Source organism: Methanolobus halotolerans (assembly GCF_004745425.1).
Lineage (GTDB): Archaea > Halobacteriota > Methanosarcinia > Methanosarcinales > Methanosarcinaceae > Methanolobus > Methanolobus halotolerans.
In genome coordinates, this window is the sequence record NZ_PGGK01000001.1 from 94805 (window position 1) to 119641 (window position 24837).

Here is a 24837-nt window from a genome sequence, read left to right on the forward strand (position 1 = left end):
GCTTTACCGGGGTTTTACATTTTCAAGGATGTGGTCTGCAAGTTCTTTCTTCAGACGCATGTATTCCGCATCAGATAGACCAAGTGTCTCAAGTACGCCATCTCTCAGGAAACATGGTTTCGAGATTTTACAACACCATACAAGACTTCCAAAACATGTACTGTCTCCGTACTCCAGTATTGTTCCCTTTGCGAACTCCATTTTAATATCTACAAACTCCTGTGCTGTAAGTCCCAGTGTCTTGATCTTGCCATGTACCGGGCATTGTTTGACCGGCAGGCAGCAGAATGTGAGTCCTCTTAGATCACCTTCACCTCTGCATACGTGTTTCGGGGCATTGTACCATCCCATATCTTCATGGAGTATTGTCACATTCTTTACAAGATGGCTTATAAGTGCCGGGTTCTCCAAAACTCCTCTTGCGACAGAAACCATATCAGCACCCCTTGAGAACATGTCCTTCGCTGTTCCCGGGTCAGTGACCGAATTGTTGCATATAAGGAACATGCGAGTGGAATCACGTATGCTCATGATAAGTTTGAGGTCCGCTCCCGCTCCTTCCATCATCGCATCAAGGTGGAGAATGTCAGCACCTGCAGATTCTATCTCTCTTGTAAGTTGTAAGTCGTCAACAACATTTCCTCTGACCTTTACGGAGAGAACCACTCCTGTTCCTTTTATCTTTTTTATTAATTCCGTAAGTAAAGGTATATTGTACAGCAACGCCTGCCCGGTTCCGATTGAGGTCATTTCCTCCTGCCGGCAGTGTGCATCCAATTCCAGGATGGCACCTGCATCTTTTGCTATTGCGGCTGCTTTTAGCAGAGGTCCAATGCTTGTACTTCTTACATTCACAGCAACGGCAGCCCCTGTACTAACTGCCATGATCTCCTGTTCAATAAATTTGAAAGGATCTTCTGCAATGAACTCTTCCCTACCTCTTGCAATCATATCCGATGCTGCACTTTGTGTCTTTTCGTCAAGATTGTATCCGCCCAGTATCACAAGTCCTGCGTCAGCTGCATGCTTGTTTGCAAAATCACTATCTGTTATACCGCCCATTGGGGCAAGTGCAATGGGATTCTTGAAATTAACATATCCTGCTTTCAGGTCAAAAAGTTCATCAGGCACACTTTCACCTCTGGTCTGCGTTTTTAGCTTTATGTGCTGCTCAATATTGGTTGTTTTCATATTAATATGACGCTGTGGGATATTTCTCCCGGTATTGACCATGAAACTTTCTAAAAAATGGCATACTATGTTTACCTGTAACCGGTACTCAAGAACTAAATACTATCAACACAAACATTTAAAATAAGCATTGATTCCGATCAATGGGACAAAGGTGGAGGTAAATTATGAATTGTATTGTATGCGGAGCTGAAAGTAATACCAGATATTGTAATGATTGTGGCAAAGTGATGGACGAGCTGATAAGAAGAGTGGGTGAAGAGCGCTGGGCCGCCATGGATGATTGTTCCTTCATCTATCCTATGGTGCTGCGGGTTGCAAGGGGGGAACTTGCGATAAACGATATTATACAGGCCCTGGAAGTTGAGGACTGAAAACGATTCAGTTCTCAATATCCCTTTAAAAAATAAAAAATAAGTAAGCAGGGCTTACTTATCCGTCAAGTATCTCTTCTGCAACGTCTCTATAGGCATCCATCACGTAAGAGATGCCGGAAACTTTTGCAGCTTCCTCTGTAAGTGTCATCAGATCTTTGCGTGAGAGTGTCGGAAGGCTGAATCTCCTGGAGCCCGCCATGAGCTGCTGGAGTCCTACCTTTGTCTTCTCTGCATAAGAGTATATACCGATTGCACCCAGTGGGATGTCCTTTATGTCATTGCCGTAGCGCTCTTCGAGTTCCTCGTAATGGATGAATATCTCTTCTGGCCTGTGACCGAATTCGGATACTGTCTTTGGCAGATTTCCTTCTTCAAGCCATTTGCCGATGTTCTTACCCACCATTCCGGGGATCATGAGTCCACGTCCCATGCATACTGCCTTGAAATAAGGTGAACCCATTGCAAGTACCTTGTAGATTCCATCCTCGCTTGAAAATCCTCCTGCCATTGCAAGGTCAGGTACTCTCTTGCCCCTTGCGCTTAATTTTTCTGCGAACTCGTAAACAAGGGACTGGAGATAGAATGTAGGTGTTCCCCATTCTTCCATCATTGGCCACGGGCTCATTCCGGTACCACCGGGTGCACCGTCATATGTCAGCAGATCTATCTTTGCATCTGAACTATACTTGATGGCCATTGCAGTCTCTGCCATGGAGTAGGCACCGGTCTTTAAGGTGATGCGCTTGAAACCGAGGTCTCTGAGCCTATCACATTCTGCGTGGAAACCTTCTTCTGTGACAAAGCCAAGTCTGGAATGTCTTTCGAATTCCCTGATGGCACCCATCTTGTATGCTTCCTGGACAGATGCAAGCTCAGGGTCGGGGGTCACGATGTAGCCTCTGTTCTTGAGTTCGATCGCACGGTCAAGATCCCTTACCTTGATCTCTCCGCCGATGCATTTTGCACCCTGTCCCCATTTCAGCTCGATAGTATCCATCTCATGCTTGCTGGAAAGATACTCTGCAACACCGAGTTTTGTATCTTCTACGTTCATCTGAACGAGCATCTCGCCGTATCCGTCGTAGAATTTCCTGTAAAGTTCTAACCTACGGTCCATTTCCGGGGATTCTGTCACAAGACCGTCGCTTCCCCTCTTAAGTCCCGGGTCGATACCACATACGTTCTCACCACATACTATGGTTATACCTGAGATTGCTGCACCTATTGCGAAGTGCTCCCAGTTTTTCCTTGCGATCTCTGTGGAACCGAGTGCTCCGGTAAAGATTGGTACTTTCATCTTTACTTTTTTGTCCCAGCCATATTCTGTTTCGGTACTGACATTCGGGAACCTTGCAGTTTCAGGGCTTGGCACCATGCCTTCTGGCATACCGACAGCTCCGACAGCATATCCCTGAATATTAATATGGGAATAGTCGATAGGGTAGTTCTTGTCAGCACCGGCTGTTATTTCGCCAAAAGGTCCGGGGTACAGGACTTCACGTCCTCTGAAAGTCGATTTAAAAATTTCACAATTTCCACGGCATCCGTCCACACAACGTGTGCAGATACCTGACATTGGTGCAACGCTCTTTGACCTGTTAAAGGTCCCAGTAGCTTCATTTGCATTTGGTTGTCTAAGATTGACCATACGTGTTCACTTCCTCTTTATTTTAGTACTATTTTTCAGGCCGGTCTTCCTGCTTCCGGCTCTTTCCTAACCATAAGGTGGCAATAGTAGGCTAGCGGTTGGCTCTTGCTTATATTTATAGTTTTCTCTTTTTTCTTTTTTTTCCACCTCTTTTAACACGCATACAATAGCCGCCTGCCGGTATCAATATTTAAATGTTTTTATGAATAACAAAAGCCGGTTAACTATGCTTATATATATTTTATTGATGATTTTATGCGCATTGTACTTTAGATAAGAATAGGTGTATATTCACGACGGCGTATCTTGTGTTTAGATTAAGGTCTCCCTGTGTTAATCTCTTCTAAGGGAATTAGATACAGTCATATTCAATGCTAAATTATATTGATAGGTTAATAAAAAACGATTGTGGAATCGATATTTTATAACATTTAAATTCGAGTTCAATTTAAATAGTACAGCTCTGTACTCTTTTCATGATCCAGGACATACTCATACCTTTTCTGCTGGTAGGTATTGCGGAACTGGGTGATAAAACCCAGCTCGCGGTACTGATCCTGTCAACGAAGACCAAAAGGCATGTCTCTTTACTTGCGGGTATTATGCTGGCCTTTATCCTGGCAGATGGGCTTGCTATCCTGCTTGGCAGCTTCATACGCGATGCTATTCCAATGGATTATGTGCGCATTGGTGCAGGGCTTATATTTATTCTGTTCGGTGTTATTACCCTTATCCAGCGTAAAAAGGAAGATGAAGGGGCTTCTTATGAATTAAAAAGTCCTTTTATATCAGGATTTACTTTGATTCTTGTTTCCGAGATGGGGGACAAAACCCAGCTTGCTTCTGCCTTATTTGCCACACAGTATGATCCTTTACTTGTTTTTACAGGCGTGATCATGGCACTGCTTGTTCTCTCTGTTGCGGCCATCTTCCTGGGTAAATTCATTATGGGAAAGATCAACAAAACAACTATATCTCTGATTGCAGGTATTTTGTTCATACTGATAGGTGTTTCATTCCTCTTGTAGGCTAAAACAGGGTAGAGCTGGATACGCACTTGAAACAACATTAATAAACCATCAGTCCTATCTTGAGAATGGAGGTTTTAGTATAGTCCACATAATGAGATGCCGGGATCTTGGATTCAATGATGATTTCATAGTTGTCGACAACGACCCTTCCAGAGCTAAGGAAAAAATGCGTGAGCATATTCTGGATAAGCACAAGGATGAGTTTGAACAACTCTCTGACTATCACCAGGAAGAAATAATGTCAAAAATGGATTTCCTGCTGACCCGCGGTTGTGGCTGTGGTGTATTGAAGCTCTGATTCTGTTTTAATTTATTTTCCAGTCCTTTTCATCCTGTGTCTGGTCAGAATGTAAAACCCTGCTATGGCGGGTGGAAGGCTTATAAGGACAGCTTTGCTGAGAGTATCTGTTTTCAGATAAGTAACACTCTCTGAATGCATGTGCACTTTGGCAGGTCCTGATACGGAATCCGCAAACATGATCAGGAGAACGAGCATGAGCAGAATGACTCCTGCCAGAAGATATCGGTTATACTGCATTTAGTACCGCCCTTCTTTCAGGTTAAATTTACTACTTAATAAATTTTGCCAATTTGTACTCTGTTCTATAGGTCAGTTGTTACAATCACTGAATGTCATATAATCTAAAATTAAATAAGATTAAAAGACAATAATATTCAGCCGGGTCAATAGTCCAGGCCGCAGTAACAAATATAGTTTTAGGATTCCTGGATAGGGGTTATCTTTTCTGACAAGCTGATTCATACGAAAGATATATGTACCATGCAGGAAGGAATGTAACTTATTCCATGAGAGAGGAAGGACGGCTGCCGGGTCGTAAGACCTGAGGAAAGTCTCCCCACCATATAAACACACGAGTGCCTGTAAAGGGCACCGGGCGAGAGTCCGGGCAGTTGTATTGCAACTCATGCAGTTCTTATGCATGCTGGCACAGAAACGATACCGTACCATGTTAATGCTGTGATGCTGAGAGGCTGAGGTCGCATGGATCGCGGATGGAACGGCGAAACTTCGTGGGTGCAAGTCGGAAAAAGGATTGGTCTTGATCATCCTGATTATATGACGCTTAGCCGAATGCCGTCAATGCAGCTTTTCGGAGCACATCTCCTGCCAGGCGGGATGATGTATTGCATTAACAGAAGGGAGCTTACTCTCCTCACTCATATCATATTTATCAGAATCTGCTCTTTAGCAGCCACCCGGGCCTGAAGTTGAAAAGTAGCCATTTAAGATATTGCTTGTAGCTCAACCTGAATGCTGCAACCTCAAGGAACTTGTCGATAATAGCTTCTTCTTTTGTGAATATATTGAACGTGAGTTTCGGAAATTTATGCATAATCCGTGCAAAGATGAGTGAATATCTGAGATGCTCTCCGAACTCCCGGTAACATCTTCTCTCATACTCCTTAAGCTGCACCATATCTGCACAGGAGCTGGAGCTTAAAACATCCGATATAACTTCTGCTGCAATCTGTCCTGACTTTATTGAATAGGCCAGTCCTTCTCCACTGAACGCATCAACGAACCCCGCTGCATCCCCGCTAAGTATTATCCGATTGTCTGTCAGGTTACGTTTATAGCCGCCACAGGGTACTACATGACCCTTAAGTTTGTATTTTCCTCTGAACCCGTTCTCTTCAAGGTACTCCCTTATGGCGCCGTTGGGATCAGGCAAAAAGTTTGCAACGCCTCCTATTCCCACGGAGTAGTAATTATCATGTGGAAATATCCATCCGTATCCCATACCCGAAACCCCGAATCGCATTTCAATGCTCTTCCGGATGTACCTGTCGATGGCTTCATTGTCTTCTTCCACTTCCGTAACAATACAGATTCCATATTCTCTTTTCTTGTCTTTTCTTCGGACAGTGTTTTTTAAAGGACTCTGTGAACCCGTTGCCAGGATCACAAACCGGGACTTATATGTCGAACCTTTAGTTCTTACAGTTACATGATCGCTGCCATTTGAAAGTGAAGTCACTTTCTCTCCATGGATGATCTCGATTCCGGTCTCCTGTGCTTTCTCAAGCAGGAAACTGTCAAGTTTGCTGCGTGTGACAATGACCGATATACGATAGTCCTTGAAACGCTCGATGACCTGATCACTGAAACATATCCTGCTTCCATAAATCTCCTTCTCAATTAACTTCCCGGGTATTTCAAAATCAAGGTAGGACATTGCATGGTCTGAAAGGGCACCGCCACATGGTTTGTATCGTGGAAATTCTTCTTTTTCTATCAGCAAGGTTTTCAATCCTGCTTTTCCTGCGATTCTCCCTGCTGCTGAGCCTGCAGGACCGCCACCCACAATGATCAGGTCATACATCTGTTTCACCAGTTAATATTCAATTGTCAGCAAACATCTCCAGTGTCTCGATCACTTTGCTATATTCAACTTTAGTATTGAAGCACCCATCGTTTAGCATGGGGATGCCATATGTGACAATGTCCTTTCCTTTCAGTCCCATCATCACCTTGTTGAGCTCGTAGTCACAGGCAATTAAAAGAGCACCATCGTATTTTCCTTCTTTGATTATATGTTTTACAAATGAGGACCCTGTTACGATGTAGAGTTTATAGCCAAATCTGACTGCATCCTCCTTAAGCCTGGTGAACACACATTTCCCGCAGGATATGCACTGTATCCCTGCTTTCGTAGAGGATGCGGGACATTCAATGAATCGCATGCAATGAGGGGCAATTATCATACGAGCCCTGGTATTTGCAAATTTATTCCTGTGGGCAATGTTCTTCAGGGATACCATCCACTTGTCGAGCTTGCGGGTGTCAGATAGTTTGAAGAAGAAGAATTTAAGGGGGAAGTAGAAGAAGTCAAGCACTTCTACAAAGAACCCGGCAAGCCATACATTCCGGTTCAGACTGATCCTGCTTGCAGCCAGAGCTACACTTGCCAGCATCACGGATACAACTGATAGGATGAGTATGATCTCTCCGAGAAGCCTATACATCACATTCCTCCATTTTCCTTATTACCTCTTCAACATCTACTCTTGTGTCAAAGCATCCGTCCTGGATCAATGGTACTCCCTGCACTACCATAAACGGGGATGCTCCCTGCATGGATTCGGTGAGTTCAGGATAGCACGCCACACCGATGCAGCTTTCTGGTCGTTGAGTCTTGATTATCTTCTTTACGAAACTGCCTCCCGGGATGACATATACCTCAAAGTTATGTTCCTTTGCAGCTTCATGGATCCTACTGATGTCGCATAGTCCGCACATCTTACATTCATATCCCTTTATGGGGTCACAGCGCGCCTTACAGGAGGGGTGACGCATGCATTGTGGAAGGAATATCACACGTCTGCCTTTTGTATCTTTAAACTTAGCGATCATGACAGCATTGCGTACCTCCACCAGTATCTCATCTACAATGATATCATTTATTAAAAAAGTCCTGCATATCGTTTTTGCAGGCCCGTAGAAAAGGTATAAAACAAAAAGGATGAAATTGGGGAGTAGTATCTTGTGCTTCTTATAACTGTAAATACCTAGCAATAGTGCCACCAGTATGCCTGCTAATACAACTATGGCGATGGCAACAAAGACCTTTCCAAGAAAATCATAAGGTATTGGCATGAGCAAACAGAGCTAGGAAATATGGTTGCATTTAAATCGATGTATGAATAAAAAAGAGACAAAGTGAATTATCACTCTGTCGGTGCGTCACTGAGGTCTATTCCCATTGCCTGTGCTGCTAACACTACAACGTCTTCAACCTCAAGTTCCTTTGCACCAATGGCGTCCCTGCCGTCACTGAGGTTTCTCTTACAGAAAGGACAGGCACTTGAGAGGATGTCTGCCTGAGTCTCAAGAGCGTCATCGACTCTTGTTTTTGCAACTCCTAAAGCAAGATCCGGAATACCAGCTTTTACACCACCGCCTGCTCCACAGCAGCGCTGGTTCTCTTCTATCCTCTCCATCTCGACCAGTTCTATGCCGGGGATACTCTTAAGAACTGCTCTTGGAGGCTCGAATACTCCTACATGGCGTCCAAGGTGACACGGATCGTGGTATGTAACCTTCTTGTTAATGGACTTCTCCCATTCGATCTCTCCCTTCTCTATAAGATCCTGCAGGAACTGTGTGATGTGGACTACCTTGAAAGGAAGCTCCTTGCCTGTAAGCCTTGGCCAGTCTATCATGGATGCCCTGAAACAACCTGCACATGCATAAAGGACTGTCTTTGCACCCTTTGCCTTGATGTTGTCCACATTCTTCTGGGCATTGATCTTTGCAGTGTCGTTTATGAAATACTGTCCTGTTCTGATCAGGGCGGATCCGCAACATATCTCATCCTCGCCAAGCATGGTGAACTTGATGCCAAGTTTATTAAGCAGGCGGGCGGTTGCAAGGGCCAGTTTCCTCTGTCTGAGTTCGGCAGTACATCCGCCAAAGTAAAGGATCTCTGCCTGGTCCTCTATCTTTACGTCCTCGGGAAACCAGTTTGTCCTGTCCTTGTTCTCGGCCATGTACGGATTCTTGTACTCTCCGATGAGCTTGAGGAAAGCACTCTGCTTACCGAACGGACCGGTTCCGCGTTTTACAAGGTTTGCACGCATGGATTCCCAGAGTTCAACTGTGTTGATCGCAGACTCACAGACAGTTGCACACATTCCGCATGTAGTGCAACCATATACGTCATCTTTGAATTCCTCTATCTCCTCTTCTGATATCTGCTTTGGTCCGAATAGTCTGGCTCGCAGACCATAGGACTTGTTCATGAACTCCCTCCACCTGAGGATCTTATCCCTTGGTGCAAGACCCGGCTCCTGTCCGGATGCGTCATAGGTTGGACACCAGTTCACACACTCACCACATCGGCTGCATGCATCAAGTTCCATTAACTGAACGGCTGTAAGATTATCTGTATTAACTGTAGGTTCGCGCTTAGCCATTATTATTCTCCTCCTTTGTTTGCAAGGAGTGCGAGCGGTATTGCAATCATGTGTATGTATTTACTGAATGGGATATATGCAATACAGAAGAGCAGTGAGATCACCACGTGGAACAGTGCTGCCGGGGGAGCATATTCGAATGGCATGTCAAAACCCCAGAATCTTCCTGTTCTTATTCCGTCTGCAATAAATCCTGAAATTGTGATAACGGTGAGTCCGATCAGAAGGATCGAGTCATATGCTATGGTTGCTTCTCTGACCTTGGCAACGAACAATCTCCTGTATATAGCTATTATAATGCCTGTAAGCAGTATATAGCTGAATATATCGTTTGGTACTGCAAGCATTTCCCTGAAGACTGCGGGTTCTATTAGGTGAATGCCGGCCAGCTCTATCATTTCCACTGCGAACATAGCAAGTGAAAGTACGAAAAGCGCCATCCATCCAAAGAATATAGTAAAGTGCATGAACCATCTCAGGGGACTTCTTCTCAAAATCCTTCTCTGGAAGAGGATGTCCAGGAAAAACGTTTCCAGCACTGATTGATTATGTACGTGTGCATGTTCGCTCATCTGGTATGCAAGCATTCTCGGGAATGTAAAGATGCTGCCTGAAGGTTCAAGTCCGTAACCAGTAGAACCCATACCCCATTTTTTCAGATTTATATACATTCCTATAAGGAAAATACCAATTGCCAGGTTCGCAAGGATCATTACTATTAGGAAATTTATCCTTATTATGTCACCGTCTAGTAATAAGCCGGAATAGTACTCCATACTCATTTTTAACTTTCTCCTGAAATATTATCATAAAATATAATTATCACCTTAAGAATCAAAGTACGTTTTTACTTATGAGTAACCGCTTTGGTTTGCATGATTGTAGTATCGATATTATTTAAAGATTTGCATCATGGATATCTGCATCGGGAGGCTGATTGTTCAAAAAGGTTTTAGGTAATGAGTTCTTAGGTAGGTCTACATCATAATCAAATCCCTATCCGTGACTCTTATCAAAGGATAGTTTTAGAAATCCATGTCTAACTTCCTGCAATAAACTTCAGGAACATACAAATGAACCTTAAAATAGTACTCGTTGAACCTCTGTATCAGGGAAATGTCGGCTCAGTTGCCCGTGCGATGAAAAACTTCGGTTTTTTTGATCTTGTGCTTGTAAATCCCTGCAGGCTTGAAGTGGAAGCCAGGGCAATGTCCTCTCATGCCTGGGATCTGCTTGAGAATGCGACAGTCGTTTCCTCTCTTTCAGATGCAATAGCGGATTCCAGTATAGTTATAGGGACTAGTGGCGTGTCCGGTAGTAAATTCGATGAGCATCTTAGGGTCCCTGCCTTTTCCCCGCGTGAAGTTAAAGAAAGCCTGTCGGGAATCGATGGTAATGTGGCTGTACTTTTTGGCAGGGAGGATCAGGGTTTTAACAGGGAGGAACTCCGGCTATGTGATATGATCATGACCATCCCTACATCAGAGGTCTATCCTATTATGAATCTCTCACATGCGGTTGCAGTCGTACTCTATGAGATGAGTGGTATGACTACAGGTGAGCTTCCTCTTGCAGATGCTTTTGATGTACGTTTGCTGCATACGCACTTTGCCGAAGTTCTGGATGACATTAACTATCCAGAACACAAAAAGGAAAAGACGAAACTTATGCTGAAGAGGATATTCGGGCGGGCCTGCCTGCTTGAAAGGGAAGTGCAAACTCTGAGGGGGATAATGAGGAGGATACAGAAAAATCTCCGTTAAGAATATTTAACACTTAAGCATGTTTCGAAATATTCATATTGCTTTAAGTGTATCTTGCATACCCGATCGGGTATCGGTATGTATAATATAATTGCTAAAATATGATTGTTAAAGATGGCTACTTGGATTCAGTTGCCTAAAGTACAATTGCTTGACTATAATTGTTCAATATCAAATTCTGTGTGATTTTTGTGTAAAACATGACTGAAGGTAAGTGGGATGAAAAGTTCAGGACTTTTCTAAAAAAATATTACTGGGATAACATTCTCCAGCTTGCAAATGACTATCCTGACCAGCGTAGTCTGTATGTTGATTTCTCAGATCTTGAGGTATTTGACAGGGAACTTGCGGATGAACTTCTCTTTCACCCGGATGAGGTAATCCCGTCAGCTGATAATGCACTTCAGGACATTGACCTCCCGGTGGAGAAAGTGCTTGATGATGCAAAGGTCCGTTTTGTCAGGATACCGAACAAGGTCCCGAACCGAGATCTCAGAAGTAAGCATCTTATGCAACTGGTTGCCATTGAAGGCATGGTACGAAAGGCAACGGAGGTCCGCCCGAAGATCCTCAATGCAGCTTTCAAGTGCATGCGCTGTGAGCATATCACTCTGATACCTCAGACAGAGCTCAAGTTCGTGGAGCCTGTTGAGTGTGAGGAAGAATCATGTGGAAGGAAGGGACCTTTCAAGATCATGATAAACCAGTCACTCTTCATTGATGCACAGAAGTTGCAGGTCCAGGAATCCCCGGAGAATCTCAAAGGTGGTTCCCAGCCTCAGAGTCTTGATGTAGATGTGGAGGATGACCTTTCGGGAATCGTTAAACCAGGTGACCGTGTTGTTATCAATGGCGTTCTGCGCTCTCATCAACGGACTACGCGAGAGGGAAAATCTCCTTTCTATGACCTGGTATTGCACGCAAATTCCATTGAATATGTAGACCAGGAATTTGATGAACTTGATATATCGGCTGAGGACGAAGAAGAGATCCTTGCATTGAGCCGCAATCCCGATATATATAATAAGGTGCTCAAGTCCATAGCACCTTCCATTTATGGTTACGAGGACGTGAAGGAAGCTCTCTCCCTTCAGCTCTTTTCAGGTGTTCCCAAACACCTGCCGGATGGTTCCAGAGTGCGTGGGGATATTCACCTGTTATTCGTGGGAGATCCGGGTGTTGCAAAAAGTCAGATGCTTCGATATATGGTGAAACTTGCACCAAGGGGTGTCTTTGCATCGGGAAAAAGCGCATCTTCAAGTGGTCTGACCGCCGCAGCAGTAAGGGATGATCTTGGTGACGGTCGATGGACCCTTGAAGCAGGTGCGCTGGTCATGGCTGATATGGGTATTGCCTCAATTGACGAGATGGACAAGATGAGCACCGAAGACAAAAGTGCGCTTCACGAAGCAATGGAACAACAAACCGTCTCAGTTGCGAAGGCCGGTATCATTGCCACATTGAAGTCACGTTGTGCACTTCTTGGGGCTGCGAATCCTAAATACGGACGTTTTGACAGGTATGAAGGCATAGCTCAACAGATAAACATGCCTCCGGCTCTCATGTCAAGGTTCGATATGATCTTCGTGCTTCTGGATACCCCCAACGAGGAAATGGATGCCAGAATCGCTAATCATATTCTCAAGTCGCACTATGCAGGGGAGCTCTCCGAACAGCGTAAGAATATACTCTCAAGTGCCATCACACAAGAACAGGTGGACGAGCATATGGAAGTAGTAAAGCCTGACATCGATCCCGATGTCATGCGTAAGTATGTCGCGTATTCACGGAGGAACATCTATCCTGTAATGGAGAACGATGCGCGTGAGCATCTGATAAAGTTCTATATGGACCTGCGGAAGATGGGTGAAGGAAAGGACTCTCCCGTACCGGTGACAGCACGTCAGCTGGAAGCCCTGGTCAGGCTTGCCGAGGCAAGTGCCAGGTTAAGACTTAGTAATGTGGCTACCATTGATGATGCAAAGAGAACTACCAGGATAGTATATTCATGTCTCAAACAGGTAGGTATCGATCCCGATACAGGAATACTGGATGTTGATATCATAGCTTCCGGTACTACCAAGAGTCAGAGGGATAAAATAAAGTTAATTAAACAAATAATCAAAATGGTCGGTGAAAAGCATTCCGGAGGGAAAGCTCCTCTGGAGGAAGTCTATGCTGAAGCACAGGCACAGCAGGTTGACAGGCAGCATGCAGAAGAACTTATCTCTAAAATGCGACGCTCCGGTGACCTGCTCAAGCCAGATAAAGACCATGTAAAAGTAATATGATCGATGTGGTTTGATGTATCTTAAAATACATAGATCCGGTGGGAGTGTGATCGTCGCTTTATGTGACAGAGAAATACTCGGGAAGACCCTTAAAGAAGGAGACATAAGTGTAACAATCTCTGAGGAATTCTATAAGGGTGATCCGGTATCGGAAGAAGAGGCCAGGGATGTCTTGTCCAGGGCTGGAAATATCAATATCTTCGGAGATAGGTCTGTATCCTGTGCCATAGATTGTGGTATTGTGAATAAGAACAACGTGAAATTTATCGATGGAGTGGCACATGCCCAAGTCTTTAGAATTTAAATATTGTGAGGTTTGTCTATGAGTGATGATGCCCGGAACGGGCCTGCTGTAGATATTACTACCTACGGGAAACAAGAACTTCTTGAAAAGGTCATTGGCAAACATAAACGTTTGCTGGATGAGTACGCGTCAGAATTAGCTGAGATCGAGATCAAGGTGAATTCCCTGAACTCTGCCATTAGTTCTTCCAAACAGAGGAAAGAAGAGATGAACAGCAAGATCGATATCCTTACTGAAAAAAGACAGTTGTTCTACCATCAGGCTGAAAAGCAGCTGGATGATCTCAAAGCATTGTCTGAGAATGATCCTGCGTTCTTGAGGGGATTAAATGAGATATCAGAAAGGATATCAAAGGCAAAGACCTCTCTTCCTCCCGAAGAGGAGAAAAAGCTTGTTGATTCCATCCTTGAGGGCCTGTCCTCGCTCGCTGCAGATGGTTCCGGCAGGGATACTCTGGATTCGATCAAAGCGAGGGTCAACGATGCCGTTGCCTCCCGGATGGAACTGTCCTCCATAAAGAACTCGGATGAAGATTTCGATAAAGAGAAAATAGATTCTGAAAATGCGCTAAACGAGCTTAATCCCCGGCATAAATGGCTGGAGAACCGGACAAGCAGCCACAAGGAAGCACTTATGTACTGGACAAAGGTATCATCAGAGCAGGAAGATGAGGTGAGATCATGACCGGTGATATTTCAACGATGTCAGAAAAGGAGTTGAAAAACAAGGTCAATGAACTGAGGACTCAGATAGGCCAGCATGACAGGGAACTAAAATCCATCTACAGGGAATTGAAACTTCATCGTACCAACATGGATGAGCTCAAGGCAAAACGTGATGAGTTGAATTCAAGGGTAAAAGAACTTGTGAAAAAGGCCCGTGAAGCCAAGTCCAAGAGGGATGCTTTTAACGAAAGGATTTCTGCCCTCAAGGCCTCAAGGAGCGAGATAGAAGGCCAGAAAAACAAGTGTACCACCGAGATATCCGAGTTGAAGAACAAGCGTGACAACCTCAACAAGCTTTCAAAGGGAAGTGTGGACACACTCTCAAAAGCATATGTGGCTGATCTTGAAGTCTTTTCCAATGCCGATATTCCTTTGAAGCACGAGATCGATCTTTTCGAGAGGCTGGTTACAATGAAGGAACGACTGGATGCGGCTTTTGATGCAAATAAGGTCCACCAAAAGCTTGTGGAGGCCTATGAGAGTTCAAAGGATGTATTTACCACTCATACGGATGCCGGCAATGAGATACATGAGCTTGCGGAACAGTCCCAGAAGTATCATCTTGAGATGATCGAGATATACAAGCAGGTTGACGAAATACGTAAGGATGCTGATCTCGCGCATTCTCAGATCACTGCAAAGTTCGCTGTCACCGCACCTATAAGGGAAAGGATTGATCCGCTCAAGGCTAAGATATCCCAGCTCAGGGAAGAACTGGATGTTCAACTGGAAAAACTCGACGATATAAATCTTGAGAAAAATGAGAAAAAGCAGGAAGAACACCTTACAGTTGCTAAAGAGAAACTGGATAAGAATGCAAGGTTAAGCCTTGAAGATCTTAGGATCCTCATGGAAAAAGGAGATATCAAATTCTGACGGAGTCTTCCGTCATTCCCTGTTTTTACTTTACTTCTTTTTAGCTCTTTTGTCAAGGCAATATGTTACAATCGTAATTACGACAAGCGCCAAGAACGTTCCAAAACCTGGTATGGATCGGTTATTTCCATCGAGCCGGCTATCTGATGTATTGTCATCCGATTGATGATTTTCTGTTTTATCTTTTATTTCAGGTTCCGGAATCTCAGAATCAATATACTGATAAACGGGTTTGAATGTGAGAAGTTCTCCTTGGGGGCTTGAATATATTGTGTCCAGTGTAATATTTAATATTTCTCCGTTACGAGAATAAACCAGAGTTTCACCCTCACTCAATATGCCTTCCCTGATCACTTCCCCGTTAAGTGAGAGCTCCACCCATGCCTTATTCGTTCCCTGGTTCACACTTTTGATCTTCAGGTAATATCCCTGGTCAAAAGACCATGACTCTCCTGTAGTCAGGAAAATGCCGGTTCCGTTGAGGAGTATCTCGTTCTCAGCACATGTGGCCGGGGGCAATGCAGATAACAGTAAAATCACTGCTAGTAAGTATATAATGATCTTTTTGTGCGCCTGAGAACTTTTTTCCATAACCGGGACCTTATTTGATATATCTGCAGCGTCCTGCAATGATCTCCTCTTTGACATTGTTATCGGTAAGTATCAGGAGAGCGCCTCTGTCAGTGATTCCCACTGCCTTACCCTCGGTAATCTTTGTCGGTGTTGTCACAGTTACTTTCTTTCCTATAGTGTCAGAAAGGGATATCCATTCACTGACAACGTTTGAGAACTGCTGGGTCTTGAATTTGATGTATTCTTGCTCGAGCTGGAAAAGCAGGTCCTTTATAAAAGATATCCTGTCGATGGGTTCTCCAAGTTCTGCCTCGATACTTGTAGAATTCTCTTTGATATCTTCCCGGAATTCATTCAGCCTGACATTTGCATTGATGCCTATCCCGAGGATGACATGTTCAACCTGTTCTACCTCAGCATCAACTTCAGTAAGTATCCCGCAGACTTTTTTGCCATTGATTAGCACGTCGTTTGGCCATTTAATGCGGGCGTCGACTCCCAGATCACGCATTGCTTTAGTTACTGCCAGGCCTGCAACCAGTGTCATCTTGGCTACGTACTCAAGAGGTATGGAAGGTTTCAGTATAACCGAGAACCATATACCGCCCGGGAGTGACAGCCAGTCGCTCCCCATGCGACCACGCCCTTTTTTCTGGGTTTCCGCTATAACTATGGTTCCTTCTGGATATTTTCCGGCGAGTTCTTTTGCAATGCTGTTCGTGGACTCGACTTCATCGTAATAGACAATCTCCTTCCCAAGCAGACTTGTTTCAAGACCTATTTTTATCTGTTCAGGGTACAGCATATCTGGTGAGGACTTAAGTGTGTATCCTATCTTCGGTGAGGACTGGATCTCATAACCGTCTTTCTTGATCTCCTTGATGTATTTCCAGACCATTGCACGGGTTATGCCAAGCTTTGATCCGATCTCCTGTCCGGATACTGGTTTACTCCCTGAACTCTTAAGTATTCTTAGAATTTCGGTTTTATTCCCATTCACAGATATCTCACCAGTGAATATTTAGTTCCCACACTATATATTACTCACAGATTGATTATTTTTTCCGTTCATCTGCAGCTTTCATGTATGAACCTACAGCTGCAGTGATGGCTGCAATTTTCTGATCTCTGTTTTCAAGAGCAGACGCTAAGGTAGCCCCCCTGGTGGAATCTTCCTTCACAACTTTCCTGACATCTTCGATGATATTGTGATCATCGATGAAATGAGTGGTGAGTTTACCTTTCCTGAAGCTCTCGTTTCTCAGGACTGCTTTATGGAACGGGATGTTCGTTGTCACTCCTGCAACCACATACTCGTAGAGCGCACGGTTCATGCGATCAATAGCTTCCTCTCTGTTCTGTCCCCATGCACACAGTTTAGAGATCATTGAATCATAATACGGGGATATTGTGTATCCCATGTGCACACCACTGTCGACGCGTATACCGGGGCCGCCGGCAGAGCGATATCTCCTTATCTTGCCAGGGGAAGGTGCGAAATCATTGAGAGGGTCCTCTGCATTGATACGACATTCTATTGCCCAGCCTCTATAGGTTATATCCTCCTGCCGGAATGGGAGTTTTTCACCCCATGCAATGCGCAGCTGCTGTTTTGCAAGGTCTATGCCGGTTATCATTTCCGTAATTGTGTGTTCGACCTGCAACCTTGTGTTGACTTCAAGGAAGTAGTATTCTCCCTTGGAATAAAGGAACTCTACGGTTCCTGCGTTCTCGTAGCCTATGGCTTTGGCAGCTCTGACCGCTGTTTCACCCATCTCTTTACGGAGTTCGGGGGTCATCACAGGAGATGGTGCTTCTTCTATCAGCTTCTGGTGCCGGCGCTGTATGGAGCATTCTCTCTCCATCACGTAGACGACATCGCCATACTTATCAGCAAGTATCTGGAATTCTATGTGCCTGGGTTCCTCAACATATTTCTCAATGAAGACTGTCGGATCACCAAAGGCCGAAGAAGCAACGGACTGGATCGAATGGAATGCTGTCTTGAATCCCTCTTTGGAATGAACTATCTTCATACCAATCCCACCGCCACCGGCGGATGCCTTGATTATAACCGGATAACCGATTGAATCAGCTGTTTCAATGGCTTCTTCCTTACTTGCTACAGCCCCTTCTGTTCCCGGGACTACCGGAACACCCGCTTTTATCATCACATTCCTGGCGGCGATCTTGCTGCCCATCTGTTCAATGGCTTTGCTGGGCGGGCCTATAAAGACTATTCCTGCCTCTTCACATTTTCTGGCAAAGATACTGTTCTCAGAAAGGAATCCGTAACCAGGATGTATCGCTTCTGCTCCGCTCTCCAGTGCCACTTCTAATATCTTGTCGATGTTAAGGTAACTCTGGCTTGAGGGTGCAGGGCCGATATAGTATGCCTCGTCTGCATATTTCGCGAAGAGGGCGTTCTTATCTGCCTCCGAGTATACGGCCACTGTCTGGACTCCTAACTCCCTACATGCCCGCATCGCTCTGATCGCGATCTCTCCTCGGTTTGCAATAAGTACTTTTTTGAACATGACAACTCTCCTAATTAATACTCATGAGTACACAACCGGAGGTTATAGCATCACCTTCAGCGACAAATATCTCTTTTACTATGCCGCCATGCGGTGCATGAATGGCATTCTCCATTTTCATGGCCTCTATAACACAGACAGTATCACCTTCGCTGATCTGCTCTCCTACCTCTACCTTGACGGACAGTACCATTCCCTGCATGTGACTGGTAACGGCTCCGGAAACAGGATCAGGAGTGATCTCTCCCTTTGACCCTTCAACACTTATTCCTCCCACCGGGTTGACTTTGACATTGAACATCTCTCCGTCAACCTCCACCTTGAACTCTGTGGGTACTATAGTAGTATTAGCAGAGGCACATGGGTTCTGTTGGGTGCTGATCGGTACAAGCTCTTCCTCCTTTGCTTCTCCTTTCAGGAAAGCGGGAGCAATTGCCGGATACAGGATGTATGTAAGTATATCCTCTTCCTTTTTTACAAGACCTGCATCTTCAGCTTCCTTTTTCATCTTCTCGTATTCCGGCTCAAGAAGGTCTGCCGGTCTGCATGTGATCGGTTCTTCATTTCCGATTATCTTTCCAACAATTGCATCATCGATCTTCTGAGGTGGTCTGCCGTAGAGGCCTCGTACATAATCCTTCACTTCCTTCGGGATCACCTTATATCGCTCTCCCATAAGGACGTTCAGTACAGCCTGGGTGCCTACTATCTGGCTTGTTGGCGTAACAAGCGGGGGGTAACCCAGTTCGGCTCTGACTCTGGGCATCTCGGCAAGCACCTCGCCGTACTTATCAAGCGCATTCTGCTCCTTGAGCTGGGAAACAAGGTTTGACAGCATGCCTCCGGGTATCTGGTAAAGAAGCACGTTAGTATCGATCTGCTCTGAGATCGGATTAAGGATGCACCGGTACTCCTCTTTGAGTTCCTTGAAATACTGGGCTACCTCGGCTATTAGTTCAAGATCCAGTCCTGTAGCACGTTTTGTCTCGGCAAGTGCGGCAACGATGGATTCGGTGGGTGGCTGGGATGTGCCCCATGCAAAGGGGGAAAGTGCTGTGTCGAGTACATCAACGCCTGCCCTGCATGCTGCTGTATAGCTCATCGGCGCCATGCCCGATGTACAGTGACAGTGCAGGTCTACCGGAAGATTGACCTCCGTCTTCAGGGCTTTCACAAGATCGTACGCCTGCTGAGGTGATATAAGTCCTGCCATGTCCTTTATGCACAGTGAGTCACATTCCAGTTCAGCCAGTCCTTTTGCCAGTTCAACATACTTTTCAATTGTATGCACCGGGCTGATGGTGTAACATATTGTTCCCTGGACATGTGCGCCTTCCTTTTTAGCTACGCTGATTGCCTTTTCCATGTTGCGGATGTCGTTAACGGCATCAAATACCCTGAAGATGTCGATTCCGTTCTCGTAGGCCTTTTTGACGAACTTCTCGACAACATCATCTGAATAATGTCTGTAACCTACCAGGTTCTGTCCGCGCAGGAGCATCTGGGCGGGTGTGTTCTTCATGTGCTTTTTGAGTTCTTTCAACCTTTCCCACGGGTCTTCGTTAAGATATCTTATGGAACTGTCAAATGTAGCACCACCCCACATCTCGAGTGAAAAGTATCCGATCTCGTCCAGTTTGTCAACTACTGGCAGCATGTTGCGGGTGCGCATTCTGGTTGCTATAAGGGATTGATGCGCATCTCGAAGAATGGTTTCAGTTATTTTTACTTTCATGGAATCCTCCGGGAAATGATTATTGTATCAGTATTACTATGAATAATTACTGAGGATAATTTTTAAAATTCATCTGGCACCAAGTCTCAGATGGGTTTCTGTTTCTATATATCATGTTCTTTTATGTAGTTTCTGGTGAACACTTATATATCGTTCAAAAAAGATTCTCTGGCGGCCCACTTACAAAAAAATAACTGCAAATATATTTCTTTTTTGGTCATGCAGATAAAAAAGAACACATTCAAGTAAGAACTTTATTTATCGCCCATTATAATATTTTCTACATAATGCCTTTTACCATTTAGCTCTGCTTCAATGATTGTTTTTACAACAGGAACTGTTTTCCCATCGGTTCTTACCAGCATGCAGCTCGACCTGTCGATATCGGCATCTAGCTTTACTTCAGGATCTGCCTGGCTTATCAGTTCCTTCTTTTTGCAGTTAAAATGGATATACTTTTATATTAAAGCATTGATAGTATATTTGTAATAATTATAATTAAATAGATATTATTATCTATTCTTAATCTGCAAAACAAGCGCGTAACTGTAAACATAATGTTCGGACCCGCCTGTTTTACGAGGGTGTATATATGCTAGGCATGAACAACAAACTGAACAAAGAAATCACTCGCGTGTTGAATGACATCAGCAATGGGTCTCTGGATTCCAGGATAAGCTTGGAATTGACAGGTAATGATGAAATACTTGCTGAGAAGTTCAATGCTTTTATTGGGAATGCTGTTGAATGGAAACGTTCCGCTGATTCCCAGACTGTGATCGCCGATGAGGTAAGCAAGCTTGCCGTGTGTGCATTGGAAGGTAATCTCGATAAAAGGATAAAGACCGGTGAATTTAACGGCAGGGCAAAAGAAACCATGGATGAGATCAACAGTCTGATGGATGCTGTGGTCGAACCATTCATGGCTGCATCTAAGTATGTCCGCAGGATATCCGAAGGTGACATCCCTCCACAGATAACGAAGGAATACAAAGGTACCTTCAATGAATTTAAGAATAACCTGAATGCCTGTGTGGATGCTATCAATTCGCTTGTTGAGGACTCCGCCAGGCTGGCTGAAGCAGGTATTGAAGGCAGAGTAGATGTGCGTGCTGATGCTTCCCGCCATGAAGGTGATTTCAAGAGGATAATCGAAAGCCTGAATACCACACTTGATGCAATCGCACGACCTCTTCACGAAAGCACGGATGTTCTTCTGAAGCTGGCGGTCAATGACTTCGAGACTGGTGTTGATGGGGAGTATACGGGTATTTTCAAGGACAATGCCTACGCTGTCAATGAGGTAAGAAACAGGCTGCTAAACATCCAGCGTACGTTCGAATACATGGCTGTAGGAAACTTCAGTGATCTTGAAAGATACAGGAAGGCAGGCAAGCGCTCGGAGAATGATAAACTTCTTCCTAACACCGTTCTGTTGATGGAAACCGTCAAGGGAATGGCTGACGAGTTCATAGGGCTTGGTACAGCCGCAGAAGCAGGCAGTCTGGACCACAGGGTTGATTCTTCAAAGTTTGATGGCCTTTTCCAGGAAGCGGTCAATAGTGTAAACGATGCATTTGATGCTCTTATCGCTCCGCTCAACATGACTGCAGACTATGTTGAGAACATTTCCAGGGGTGAGATACCGGAGAAGATACACGACGAGTACAAAGGTGATTTCAACATAATCAAAAACAATATCAATGCCTGTATCGATGGTCTTGCAGGCCTTCAGGAATGTGATGAAATACTGCAACTCATGGCAGAGAACGATCACACACGTAAGGTTGAAGGCCAGTATCAGGGTATATTTGCTGATGTGGGTGAAGCCACGAACTCCATCCGTGACAGGTTGCTCACGGTGATGTCTGTCAACAAAAGGATTGCTGTCGGCGACCTTGGTAATCTTGAAGGTCTTAAAAAAGTAGGTAAACGTTCTGAGAACGACGAACTGATCCCCTGTTATATTACTATGATGAGCAATATAGAAGGCATTGTAGATGAGTTCATAAAGCTGGGTCGTGCCAGTGAAACCGGAAACCTTGATTACAGGGCCGATTCTTCAGCTTATGACGGTGTATTCCAGGAGGCCATCGATACAGTCAACATGGCGATCGATGCGCTTGTAACACCTTTGAATGAATCTATCCGTATAGTCAATGAATATTCTGAGGGTAGACTCGATGCCAGAGTAAGCTTTGAGACACAGGGCGACTTTAAGGTATTTGCAAATGCTCTTGACAGTTTCGGTGACAATCTTCAGGCCATAATTGCAGATTCAAGTGAAGTTCTGGAGGCTATTTCGAATAACGATCTGACACGTCCTGTACGAGTGAGGGGTGTAGGCGAATTCCAGTTGCTTACAGATGGAGTTGAGAATACACGCATGTCACTGAACGATGTTGTTTCAACAGTCAATAATAGTTCAAGGAATGTTGCATCCACAGCAGAAGAAATGTCCGCGTCTGTAGAGGAGATGACCTCGTCATCCTACCAGATAGCAGACACTGTTTCTGAGATCTCCAAAGGTGCTCAGAACCAGGCAGGTAAGACCGAGGAAGTTTCACGTGCGATGGTTGACATGACAATGACCGTCCAGGAAGTAGCTACCAATTCCCAGAAGGCGGCTGAAACTGCAAAAGAGTCCAACGAGCTGATCCATGACCTGGGTGAGCTGGCAGGGGATCTCCTCAGGAAGATGGAAGGCATCAAAGGAGCATCCTCTGAATCATCTAAAGCAATAATGGAACTGGATGGTAAATCCAAGCAGATCGGTGAGATCGTTAACCTCATAACCAGTATTGCCGATCAGACCAACCTGCTTGCGCTCAATGCAGCAATAGAAGCAGCTCGTGCAGGTGAGCATGGACGCGGGTTCGCGGTAGTTGCCGATGAGGTCCGCAAACTCGCAGAAGACTCCGGTAATGCTGCTAAGCAGATCGCAGGTCTCATACATCAGATACAGGATGGTACTGCAAATGCTGTCACTACAATGCAGGAAGGGGCGGATGAGGTTTCCCATGGTGCCTCCGCACTCAATGATGCGGTCAATATGATACAAAAGGTTGTAACCGCCGGTGACCTTATCGCAAGCATGGTGCAGGATATTGCAGCTGCTGCACAGGAACAGTCAGCTTCCATTGAAGAAGTAACGTCTTCAGTAGAAGAGGTCAGCGCCATTTCCGAGGAATCAGCAGCAGGTACGGAGGAAGCATCTGCAGCCGTACAGGAGCAGACGGCAACAATGCAGGAGCTTTCAAGATCTGCAGAAGACCTTGCCCTGCTGGCAGGTGAAATGAAAGTCGTGGTTGACAAATTCATACTCGATGAAATGCAGTTGAATTGTACTGGTTCACTTGAAAAGGGTGTTGACACCGATGCAGACAAAGCTGATAATAAACCGGATGGTATTGGAAAAGGACCCCGGGACAGTGCTCTTGTATGAGTCCGCCTGAGGAAGATCACATGGACGAACTGTTATTTGATGGGACAAACACTTCCGATGATCTGCTTCAGCTGGTGATCTTTCAGCTTGGAGGTGAGGAGTTCGGTGTTGAGATCATAAAAGTTCAGGAGATCATCAGGATGCCTGAGATCACTCACATCCCCCAATCTCCTGATTTTGTCGAAGGTGTTATCCACCTTCGCGGAAGGATCATAGTTGTGGCCAATCTCGGCAAACGCTTTAACCTTAACTTAAAGGATGTAGATGAGAATTCCAGGATAATTGTTGTTGAGATAGAGAATAATGTTGTAGGTATGGTCGTCGACTCTGTCAATGAAGTATTGAGAATTCCAAAATCAAATGTTGAACCTGCACCTGATCTTGTTCTTTCGCAGATAAGCAGGGACTACCTAAATGGTGTTGGTAAGGTCGACGACCGTCTTCTTATACTGCTGGATCTTGCCAGGGTCCTGACTCTTGAGGAAATAAATGAGATAGCCACCCTTGCCTGATTGGCAGGATATTTTTCATTTTAAAATATCTTTGACAATTTTCTGTGGAAGGAACATTATGGCTTTTACATACTTTTTCAGGGACATGCAGACACTTGAGATGATAAGGGACCACATTATTCCGGAACTTAGAACCCGCAGGTATATACACATATGGGATGCGGGCTGTGCCATGGGTCCCGAACCATATTCACTGGCAATTGTATTGCGTGAGAACATGGGAATGATCTTCAGGAATGTGAAGATACATGCAACTGATATTGATAACAGCAATCTCTTTGGTGATATTATCAGCAAAGGTATATACCCCAGGGAACAGGTCCAGCGGATACCAAAGGACATTATAGATAAATATTTCTCTCCGGCCGTCGAGCCGGGTCATTTTGTAATATCAGATGAAATAAGGAACAGTGTTTCTTTCACCAGGCATAACCTGCTGGACCTGCAGCCGATAAGAAAGGGTCTGAATCTGATCATGTGTAAGAATGTACTTCTCCACTTCCAGGAAAAGGAACGCATAGATGTTATCAGGATGTTCCATGATGCTCTGGAGGGGGGATATCTTGCCATGGAGCAGACCCAGAAAATGCCGGCAGAGCTTAATGACTATTTCGAGCCGGTGGTTTCGAATGCACAGTTGTACCGGAAACTTTGTTGACTGTCCTGTCAAAGTCATGGAATTAAAAAATGCCCTGAAGTTAAGATAATCATTGGTGCGTATCATAATTAAATTTCCAATGTGGTCCTTGTATTTTGTACATGGGTGAAATAACCGGCTTACGTTCACAAGTGTCTGTTCTTTAACCGATATTTTTTCGCCATCATTTTTATCACCGCCATAAGTCAGTGTTTCATGTTCATAATACATAAATACTGATTTACCACAACTTT

At 44.7% G+C, this 24837-nt stretch carries 23 protein-coding genes and 1 other RNA gene; 12 read left to right on the top strand and 12 right to left on the bottom strand.

Annotation, left to right across the window (positions count from 1 at the left end):
* Positions 1 to 3 precede the first annotated feature (3 nt).
* Entirely contained in the window at positions 4 to 1131 is a 1128-nt protein-coding gene (locus CUN85_RS00495; RefSeq protein WP_135388331.1) for a methanogenesis marker 9 domain-containing protein, read from the bottom strand.
* Between the two features lie 227 nt (positions 1132 to 1358).
* On the opposite strand from CUN85_RS00495, the gene CUN85_RS00500 reads away from it, so the two are divergent.
* Positions 1359 to 1565, top strand: coding sequence for a hypothetical protein (locus tag CUN85_RS00500; RefSeq protein ID WP_135387902.1), 207 nt, complete (start codon positions 1359 to 1361; stop codon positions 1563 to 1565).
* A gap of 58 nt (positions 1566 to 1623) precedes the next feature.
* Here CUN85_RS00500 and CUN85_RS00505 read toward each other — a convergent pair whose 3' ends face one another.
* Positions 1624 to 3216, bottom strand: a complete 1593-nt coding sequence (locus CUN85_RS00505) for an FMN-binding glutamate synthase family protein (protein WP_135387904.1) — start codon at positions 3214 to 3216, stop codon at positions 1624 to 1626.
* A 476-nt stretch (positions 3217 to 3692) separates the two neighbouring features.
* On the opposite strand from CUN85_RS00505, the gene CUN85_RS00510 reads away from it, so the two are divergent.
* Both CUN85_RS00510 and CUN85_RS00515 read left to right on the top strand, forming a co-directional pair.
* Positions 3693 to 4244: a TMEM165/GDT1 family protein gene (locus CUN85_RS00510; protein ID WP_135387906.1), complete on the top strand. Its 552-nt coding sequence runs from the start codon at positions 3693 to 3695 to the stop codon at positions 4242 to 4244.
* Positions 4245 to 4338: 94 nt separating this feature from the next.
* Positions 4339 to 4545 carry a hypothetical protein gene (locus tag CUN85_RS00515; protein WP_135387908.1) on the top strand — a complete coding sequence of 69 codons (207 nt, stop codon included), beginning with the start codon at positions 4339 to 4341 and terminating at the stop codon, positions 4543 to 4545.
* Between the two features lie 12 nt (positions 4546 to 4557).
* On the opposite strand, the gene CUN85_RS00520 is transcribed toward CUN85_RS00515, so the two are convergent.
* A complete protein-coding gene (locus tag CUN85_RS00520) occupies positions 4558 to 4785 on the bottom strand; it encodes a hypothetical protein (protein WP_135387909.1) in 228 nt (75 codons plus the stop codon).
* A gap of 271 nt (positions 4786 to 5056) precedes the next feature.
* On the opposite strand from CUN85_RS00520, the gene rnpB reads away from it, so the two are divergent.
* Positions 5057 to 5428: RNase P RNA component (gene rnpB, locus CUN85_RS00525), an RNA gene on the top strand.
* A gap of 12 nt (positions 5429 to 5440) precedes the next feature.
* Here the strand turns inward: rnpB and CUN85_RS00530 are convergent.
* From CUN85_RS00530 to CUN85_RS00550, 5 genes are all read right to left on the bottom strand, one after another.
* Positions 5441 to 6592, bottom strand: a complete 1152-nt coding sequence (locus CUN85_RS00530) for a geranylgeranyl reductase family protein (protein ID WP_135387911.1) — start codon at positions 6590 to 6592, stop codon at positions 5441 to 5443.
* A gap of 19 nt (positions 6593 to 6611) precedes the next feature.
* On the bottom strand, positions 6612 to 7235 hold the full coding sequence (locus CUN85_RS00535) for a DUF116 domain-containing protein (RefSeq protein ID WP_135387913.1): 624 nt from the start codon (positions 7233 to 7235) through the stop codon (positions 6612 to 6614).
* A complete protein-coding gene (locus CUN85_RS00540; protein ID WP_135387915.1) occupies positions 7228 to 7866 on the bottom strand; it encodes a DUF116 domain-containing protein in 639 nt (212 codons plus the stop codon). Before CUN85_RS00540 ends, CUN85_RS00535 begins: the two co-directional genes overlap by 8 nt.
* 71 nt (positions 7867 to 7937) lie before the next feature.
* Positions 7938 to 9185 carry a (Fe-S)-binding protein gene (locus CUN85_RS00545; protein ID WP_135387917.1) on the bottom strand — a complete coding sequence of 416 codons (1248 nt, stop codon included), beginning with the start codon at positions 9183 to 9185 and terminating at the stop codon, positions 7938 to 7940.
* A 2-nt stretch (positions 9186 to 9187) separates the two neighbouring features.
* On the bottom strand, positions 9188 to 9961 hold the full coding sequence (locus tag CUN85_RS00550) for a disulfide reductase (protein WP_135388334.1): 774 nt from the start codon (positions 9959 to 9961) through the stop codon (positions 9188 to 9190).
* Between the two features lie 297 nt (positions 9962 to 10258).
* On the opposite strand from CUN85_RS00550, the gene CUN85_RS00555 reads away from it, so the two are divergent.
* The 5 genes from CUN85_RS00555 (at position 10259) to CUN85_RS00575 (ending at position 15144) form a co-directional block, all read left to right on the top strand.
* The gene (locus tag CUN85_RS00555; protein ID WP_394346212.1) at positions 10259 to 10948 is read left to right on the top strand and encodes an RNA methyltransferase; all 690 of its coding nucleotides are present in this window, start codon (positions 10259 to 10261) and stop codon (positions 10946 to 10948) included.
* Positions 10949 to 11148: 200 nt separating this feature from the next.
* The gene (locus tag CUN85_RS00560) at positions 11149 to 13239 is read left to right on the top strand and encodes a minichromosome maintenance protein MCM (protein ID WP_135387921.1); all 2091 of its coding nucleotides are present in this window, start codon (positions 11149 to 11151) and stop codon (positions 13237 to 13239) included.
* A gap of 13 nt (positions 13240 to 13252) precedes the next feature.
* A complete protein-coding gene (locus tag CUN85_RS00565) occupies positions 13253 to 13543 on the top strand; it encodes a DUF424 domain-containing protein (protein WP_135387923.1) in 291 nt (96 codons plus the stop codon).
* Positions 13544 to 13561: 18 nt separating this feature from the next.
* Complete coding sequence (locus CUN85_RS00570) at positions 13562 to 14227, top strand: hypothetical protein (RefSeq protein ID WP_135387925.1); 666 nt, start codon at positions 13562 to 13564, stop codon at positions 14225 to 14227.
* Positions 14224 to 15144 (top strand): coiled-coil protein, encoded by a 921-nt coding sequence (locus CUN85_RS00575; RefSeq protein ID WP_135387927.1) that lies wholly within the window; start codon positions 14224 to 14226, stop codon positions 15142 to 15144. Before CUN85_RS00570 ends, CUN85_RS00575 begins: the two co-directional genes overlap by 4 nt.
* Before the next feature lie 30 nt (positions 15145 to 15174).
* Here the strand turns inward: CUN85_RS00575 and CUN85_RS00580 are convergent, their stop codons facing one another.
* Genes CUN85_RS00580 through oadA form a run of 4 tightly spaced genes read right to left on the bottom strand, consistent with a single transcriptional unit; the run spans position 15175 to position 19989 of the window.
* Complete coding sequence (locus CUN85_RS00580; protein ID WP_167848740.1) at positions 15175 to 15735, bottom strand: S-layer protein domain-containing protein; 561 nt, start codon at positions 15733 to 15735, stop codon at positions 15175 to 15177.
* Between the two features lie 10 nt (positions 15736 to 15745).
* Complete coding sequence (locus CUN85_RS00585) at positions 15746 to 16717, bottom strand: biotin--[acetyl-CoA-carboxylase] ligase (RefSeq protein ID WP_135387931.1); 972 nt, start codon at positions 16715 to 16717, stop codon at positions 15746 to 15748.
* Between the two features lie 55 nt (positions 16718 to 16772).
* Positions 16773 to 18254, bottom strand: coding sequence for an acetyl-CoA carboxylase biotin carboxylase subunit (locus CUN85_RS00590; RefSeq protein ID WP_135387933.1), 1482 nt, complete (start codon positions 18252 to 18254; stop codon positions 16773 to 16775).
* 10 nt (positions 18255 to 18264) lie between these two features.
* On the bottom strand, positions 18265 to 19989 hold the full coding sequence (gene oadA, locus CUN85_RS00595; protein ID WP_135387935.1) for a sodium-extruding oxaloacetate decarboxylase subunit alpha: 1725 nt from the start codon (positions 19987 to 19989) through the stop codon (positions 18265 to 18267).
* A 601-nt stretch (positions 19990 to 20590) separates the two neighbouring features.
* Here oadA and CUN85_RS00600 point away from each other — a divergent pair.
* From CUN85_RS00600 to CUN85_RS00610, 3 genes are read left to right on the top strand one after another with little or no spacing between them, the layout of a single operon-like run.
* Positions 20591 to 23434: a methyl-accepting chemotaxis protein gene (locus CUN85_RS00600; RefSeq protein ID WP_167848741.1), complete on the top strand. Its 2844-nt coding sequence runs from the start codon at positions 20591 to 20593 to the stop codon at positions 23432 to 23434.
* A 20-nt stretch (positions 23435 to 23454) separates the two neighbouring features.
* A complete protein-coding gene (locus CUN85_RS00605; RefSeq protein ID WP_135387939.1) occupies positions 23455 to 23946 on the top strand; it encodes a chemotaxis protein CheW in 492 nt (163 codons plus the stop codon).
* A 58-nt stretch (positions 23947 to 24004) separates the two neighbouring features.
* The gene (locus tag CUN85_RS00610; RefSeq protein ID WP_135387941.1) at positions 24005 to 24604 is read left to right on the top strand and encodes a CheR family methyltransferase; all 600 of its coding nucleotides are present in this window, start codon (positions 24005 to 24007) and stop codon (positions 24602 to 24604) included.
* Positions 24605 to 24837 lie beyond the last annotated feature (233 nt).

Excerpts from the sequence above, each read along its gene's own strand:
- CUN85_RS00505 (WP_135387904.1), bottom strand. The coding sequence starts at position 3,216 with ATGGTCAATCTTAGACAACCAAATGCAAATGAAGCTACTGGGACCTTT.
- CUN85_RS00545 (WP_135387917.1), bottom strand. The coding sequence starts at position 9,185 with ATGGCTAAGCGCGAACCTACAGTTAATACAGATAATCTTACAGCCGTT.
- CUN85_RS00580 (WP_167848740.1), bottom strand. The coding sequence starts at position 15,735 with ATGGAAAAAAGTTCTCAGGCGCACAAAAAGATCATTATATACTTACTA.
- oadA (WP_135387935.1), bottom strand. The coding sequence starts at position 19,989 with ATGAAAGTAAAAATAACTGAAACCATTCTTCGAGATGCGCATCAATCC.
- CUN85_RS00500 (WP_135387902.1), top strand. The coding sequence starts at position 1,359 with ATGAATTGTATTGTATGCGGAGCTGAAAGTAATACCAGATATTGTAAT.
- CUN85_RS00610 (WP_135387941.1), top strand. The coding sequence starts at position 24,005 with ATGGCTTTTACATACTTTTTCAGGGACATGCAGACACTTGAGATGATA.
- CUN85_RS00590 (WP_135387933.1), bottom strand. The coding sequence starts at position 18,254 with ATGTTCAAAAAAGTACTTATTGCAAACCGAGGAGAGATCGCGATCAGA.
- CUN85_RS00565 (WP_135387923.1), top strand. The coding sequence starts at position 13,253 with ATGTATCTTAAAATACATAGATCCGGTGGGAGTGTGATCGTCGCTTTA.
- CUN85_RS00520 (WP_135387909.1), bottom strand. The coding sequence starts at position 4,785 with ATGCAGTATAACCGATATCTTCTGGCAGGAGTCATTCTGCTCATGCTC.
- CUN85_RS00605 (WP_135387939.1), top strand. The coding sequence starts at position 23,455 with ATGGACGAACTGTTATTTGATGGGACAAACACTTCCGATGATCTGCTT.
- CUN85_RS00510 (WP_135387906.1), top strand. The coding sequence starts at position 3,693 with ATGATCCAGGACATACTCATACCTTTTCTGCTGGTAGGTATTGCGGAA.
- CUN85_RS00530 (WP_135387911.1), bottom strand. The coding sequence starts at position 6,592 with ATGTATGACCTGATCATTGTGGGTGGCGGTCCTGCAGGCTCAGCAGCA.
- CUN85_RS00555 (WP_394346212.1), top strand. The coding sequence starts at position 10,259 with ATGAACCTTAAAATAGTACTCGTTGAACCTCTGTATCAGGGAAATGTC.
- CUN85_RS00570 (WP_135387925.1), top strand. The coding sequence starts at position 13,562 with ATGAGTGATGATGCCCGGAACGGGCCTGCTGTAGATATTACTACCTAC.
- CUN85_RS00535 (WP_135387913.1), bottom strand. The coding sequence starts at position 7,235 with ATGTATAGGCTTCTCGGAGAGATCATACTCATCCTATCAGTTGTATCC.
- CUN85_RS00600 (WP_167848741.1), top strand. The coding sequence starts at position 20,591 with ATGAACAACAAACTGAACAAAGAAATCACTCGCGTGTTGAATGACATC.
- CUN85_RS00550 (WP_135388334.1), bottom strand. The coding sequence starts at position 9,961 with ATGGAGTACTATTCCGGCTTATTACTAGACGGTGACATAATAAGGATA.
- CUN85_RS00515 (WP_135387908.1), top strand. The coding sequence starts at position 4,339 with ATGAGATGCCGGGATCTTGGATTCAATGATGATTTCATAGTTGTCGAC.
- CUN85_RS00540 (WP_135387915.1), bottom strand. The coding sequence starts at position 7,866 with ATGCCAATACCTTATGATTTTCTTGGAAAGGTCTTTGTTGCCATCGCC.
- CUN85_RS00560 (WP_135387921.1), top strand. The coding sequence starts at position 11,149 with ATGACTGAAGGTAAGTGGGATGAAAAGTTCAGGACTTTTCTAAAAAAA.
- CUN85_RS00575 (WP_135387927.1), top strand. The coding sequence starts at position 14,224 with ATGACCGGTGATATTTCAACGATGTCAGAAAAGGAGTTGAAAAACAAG.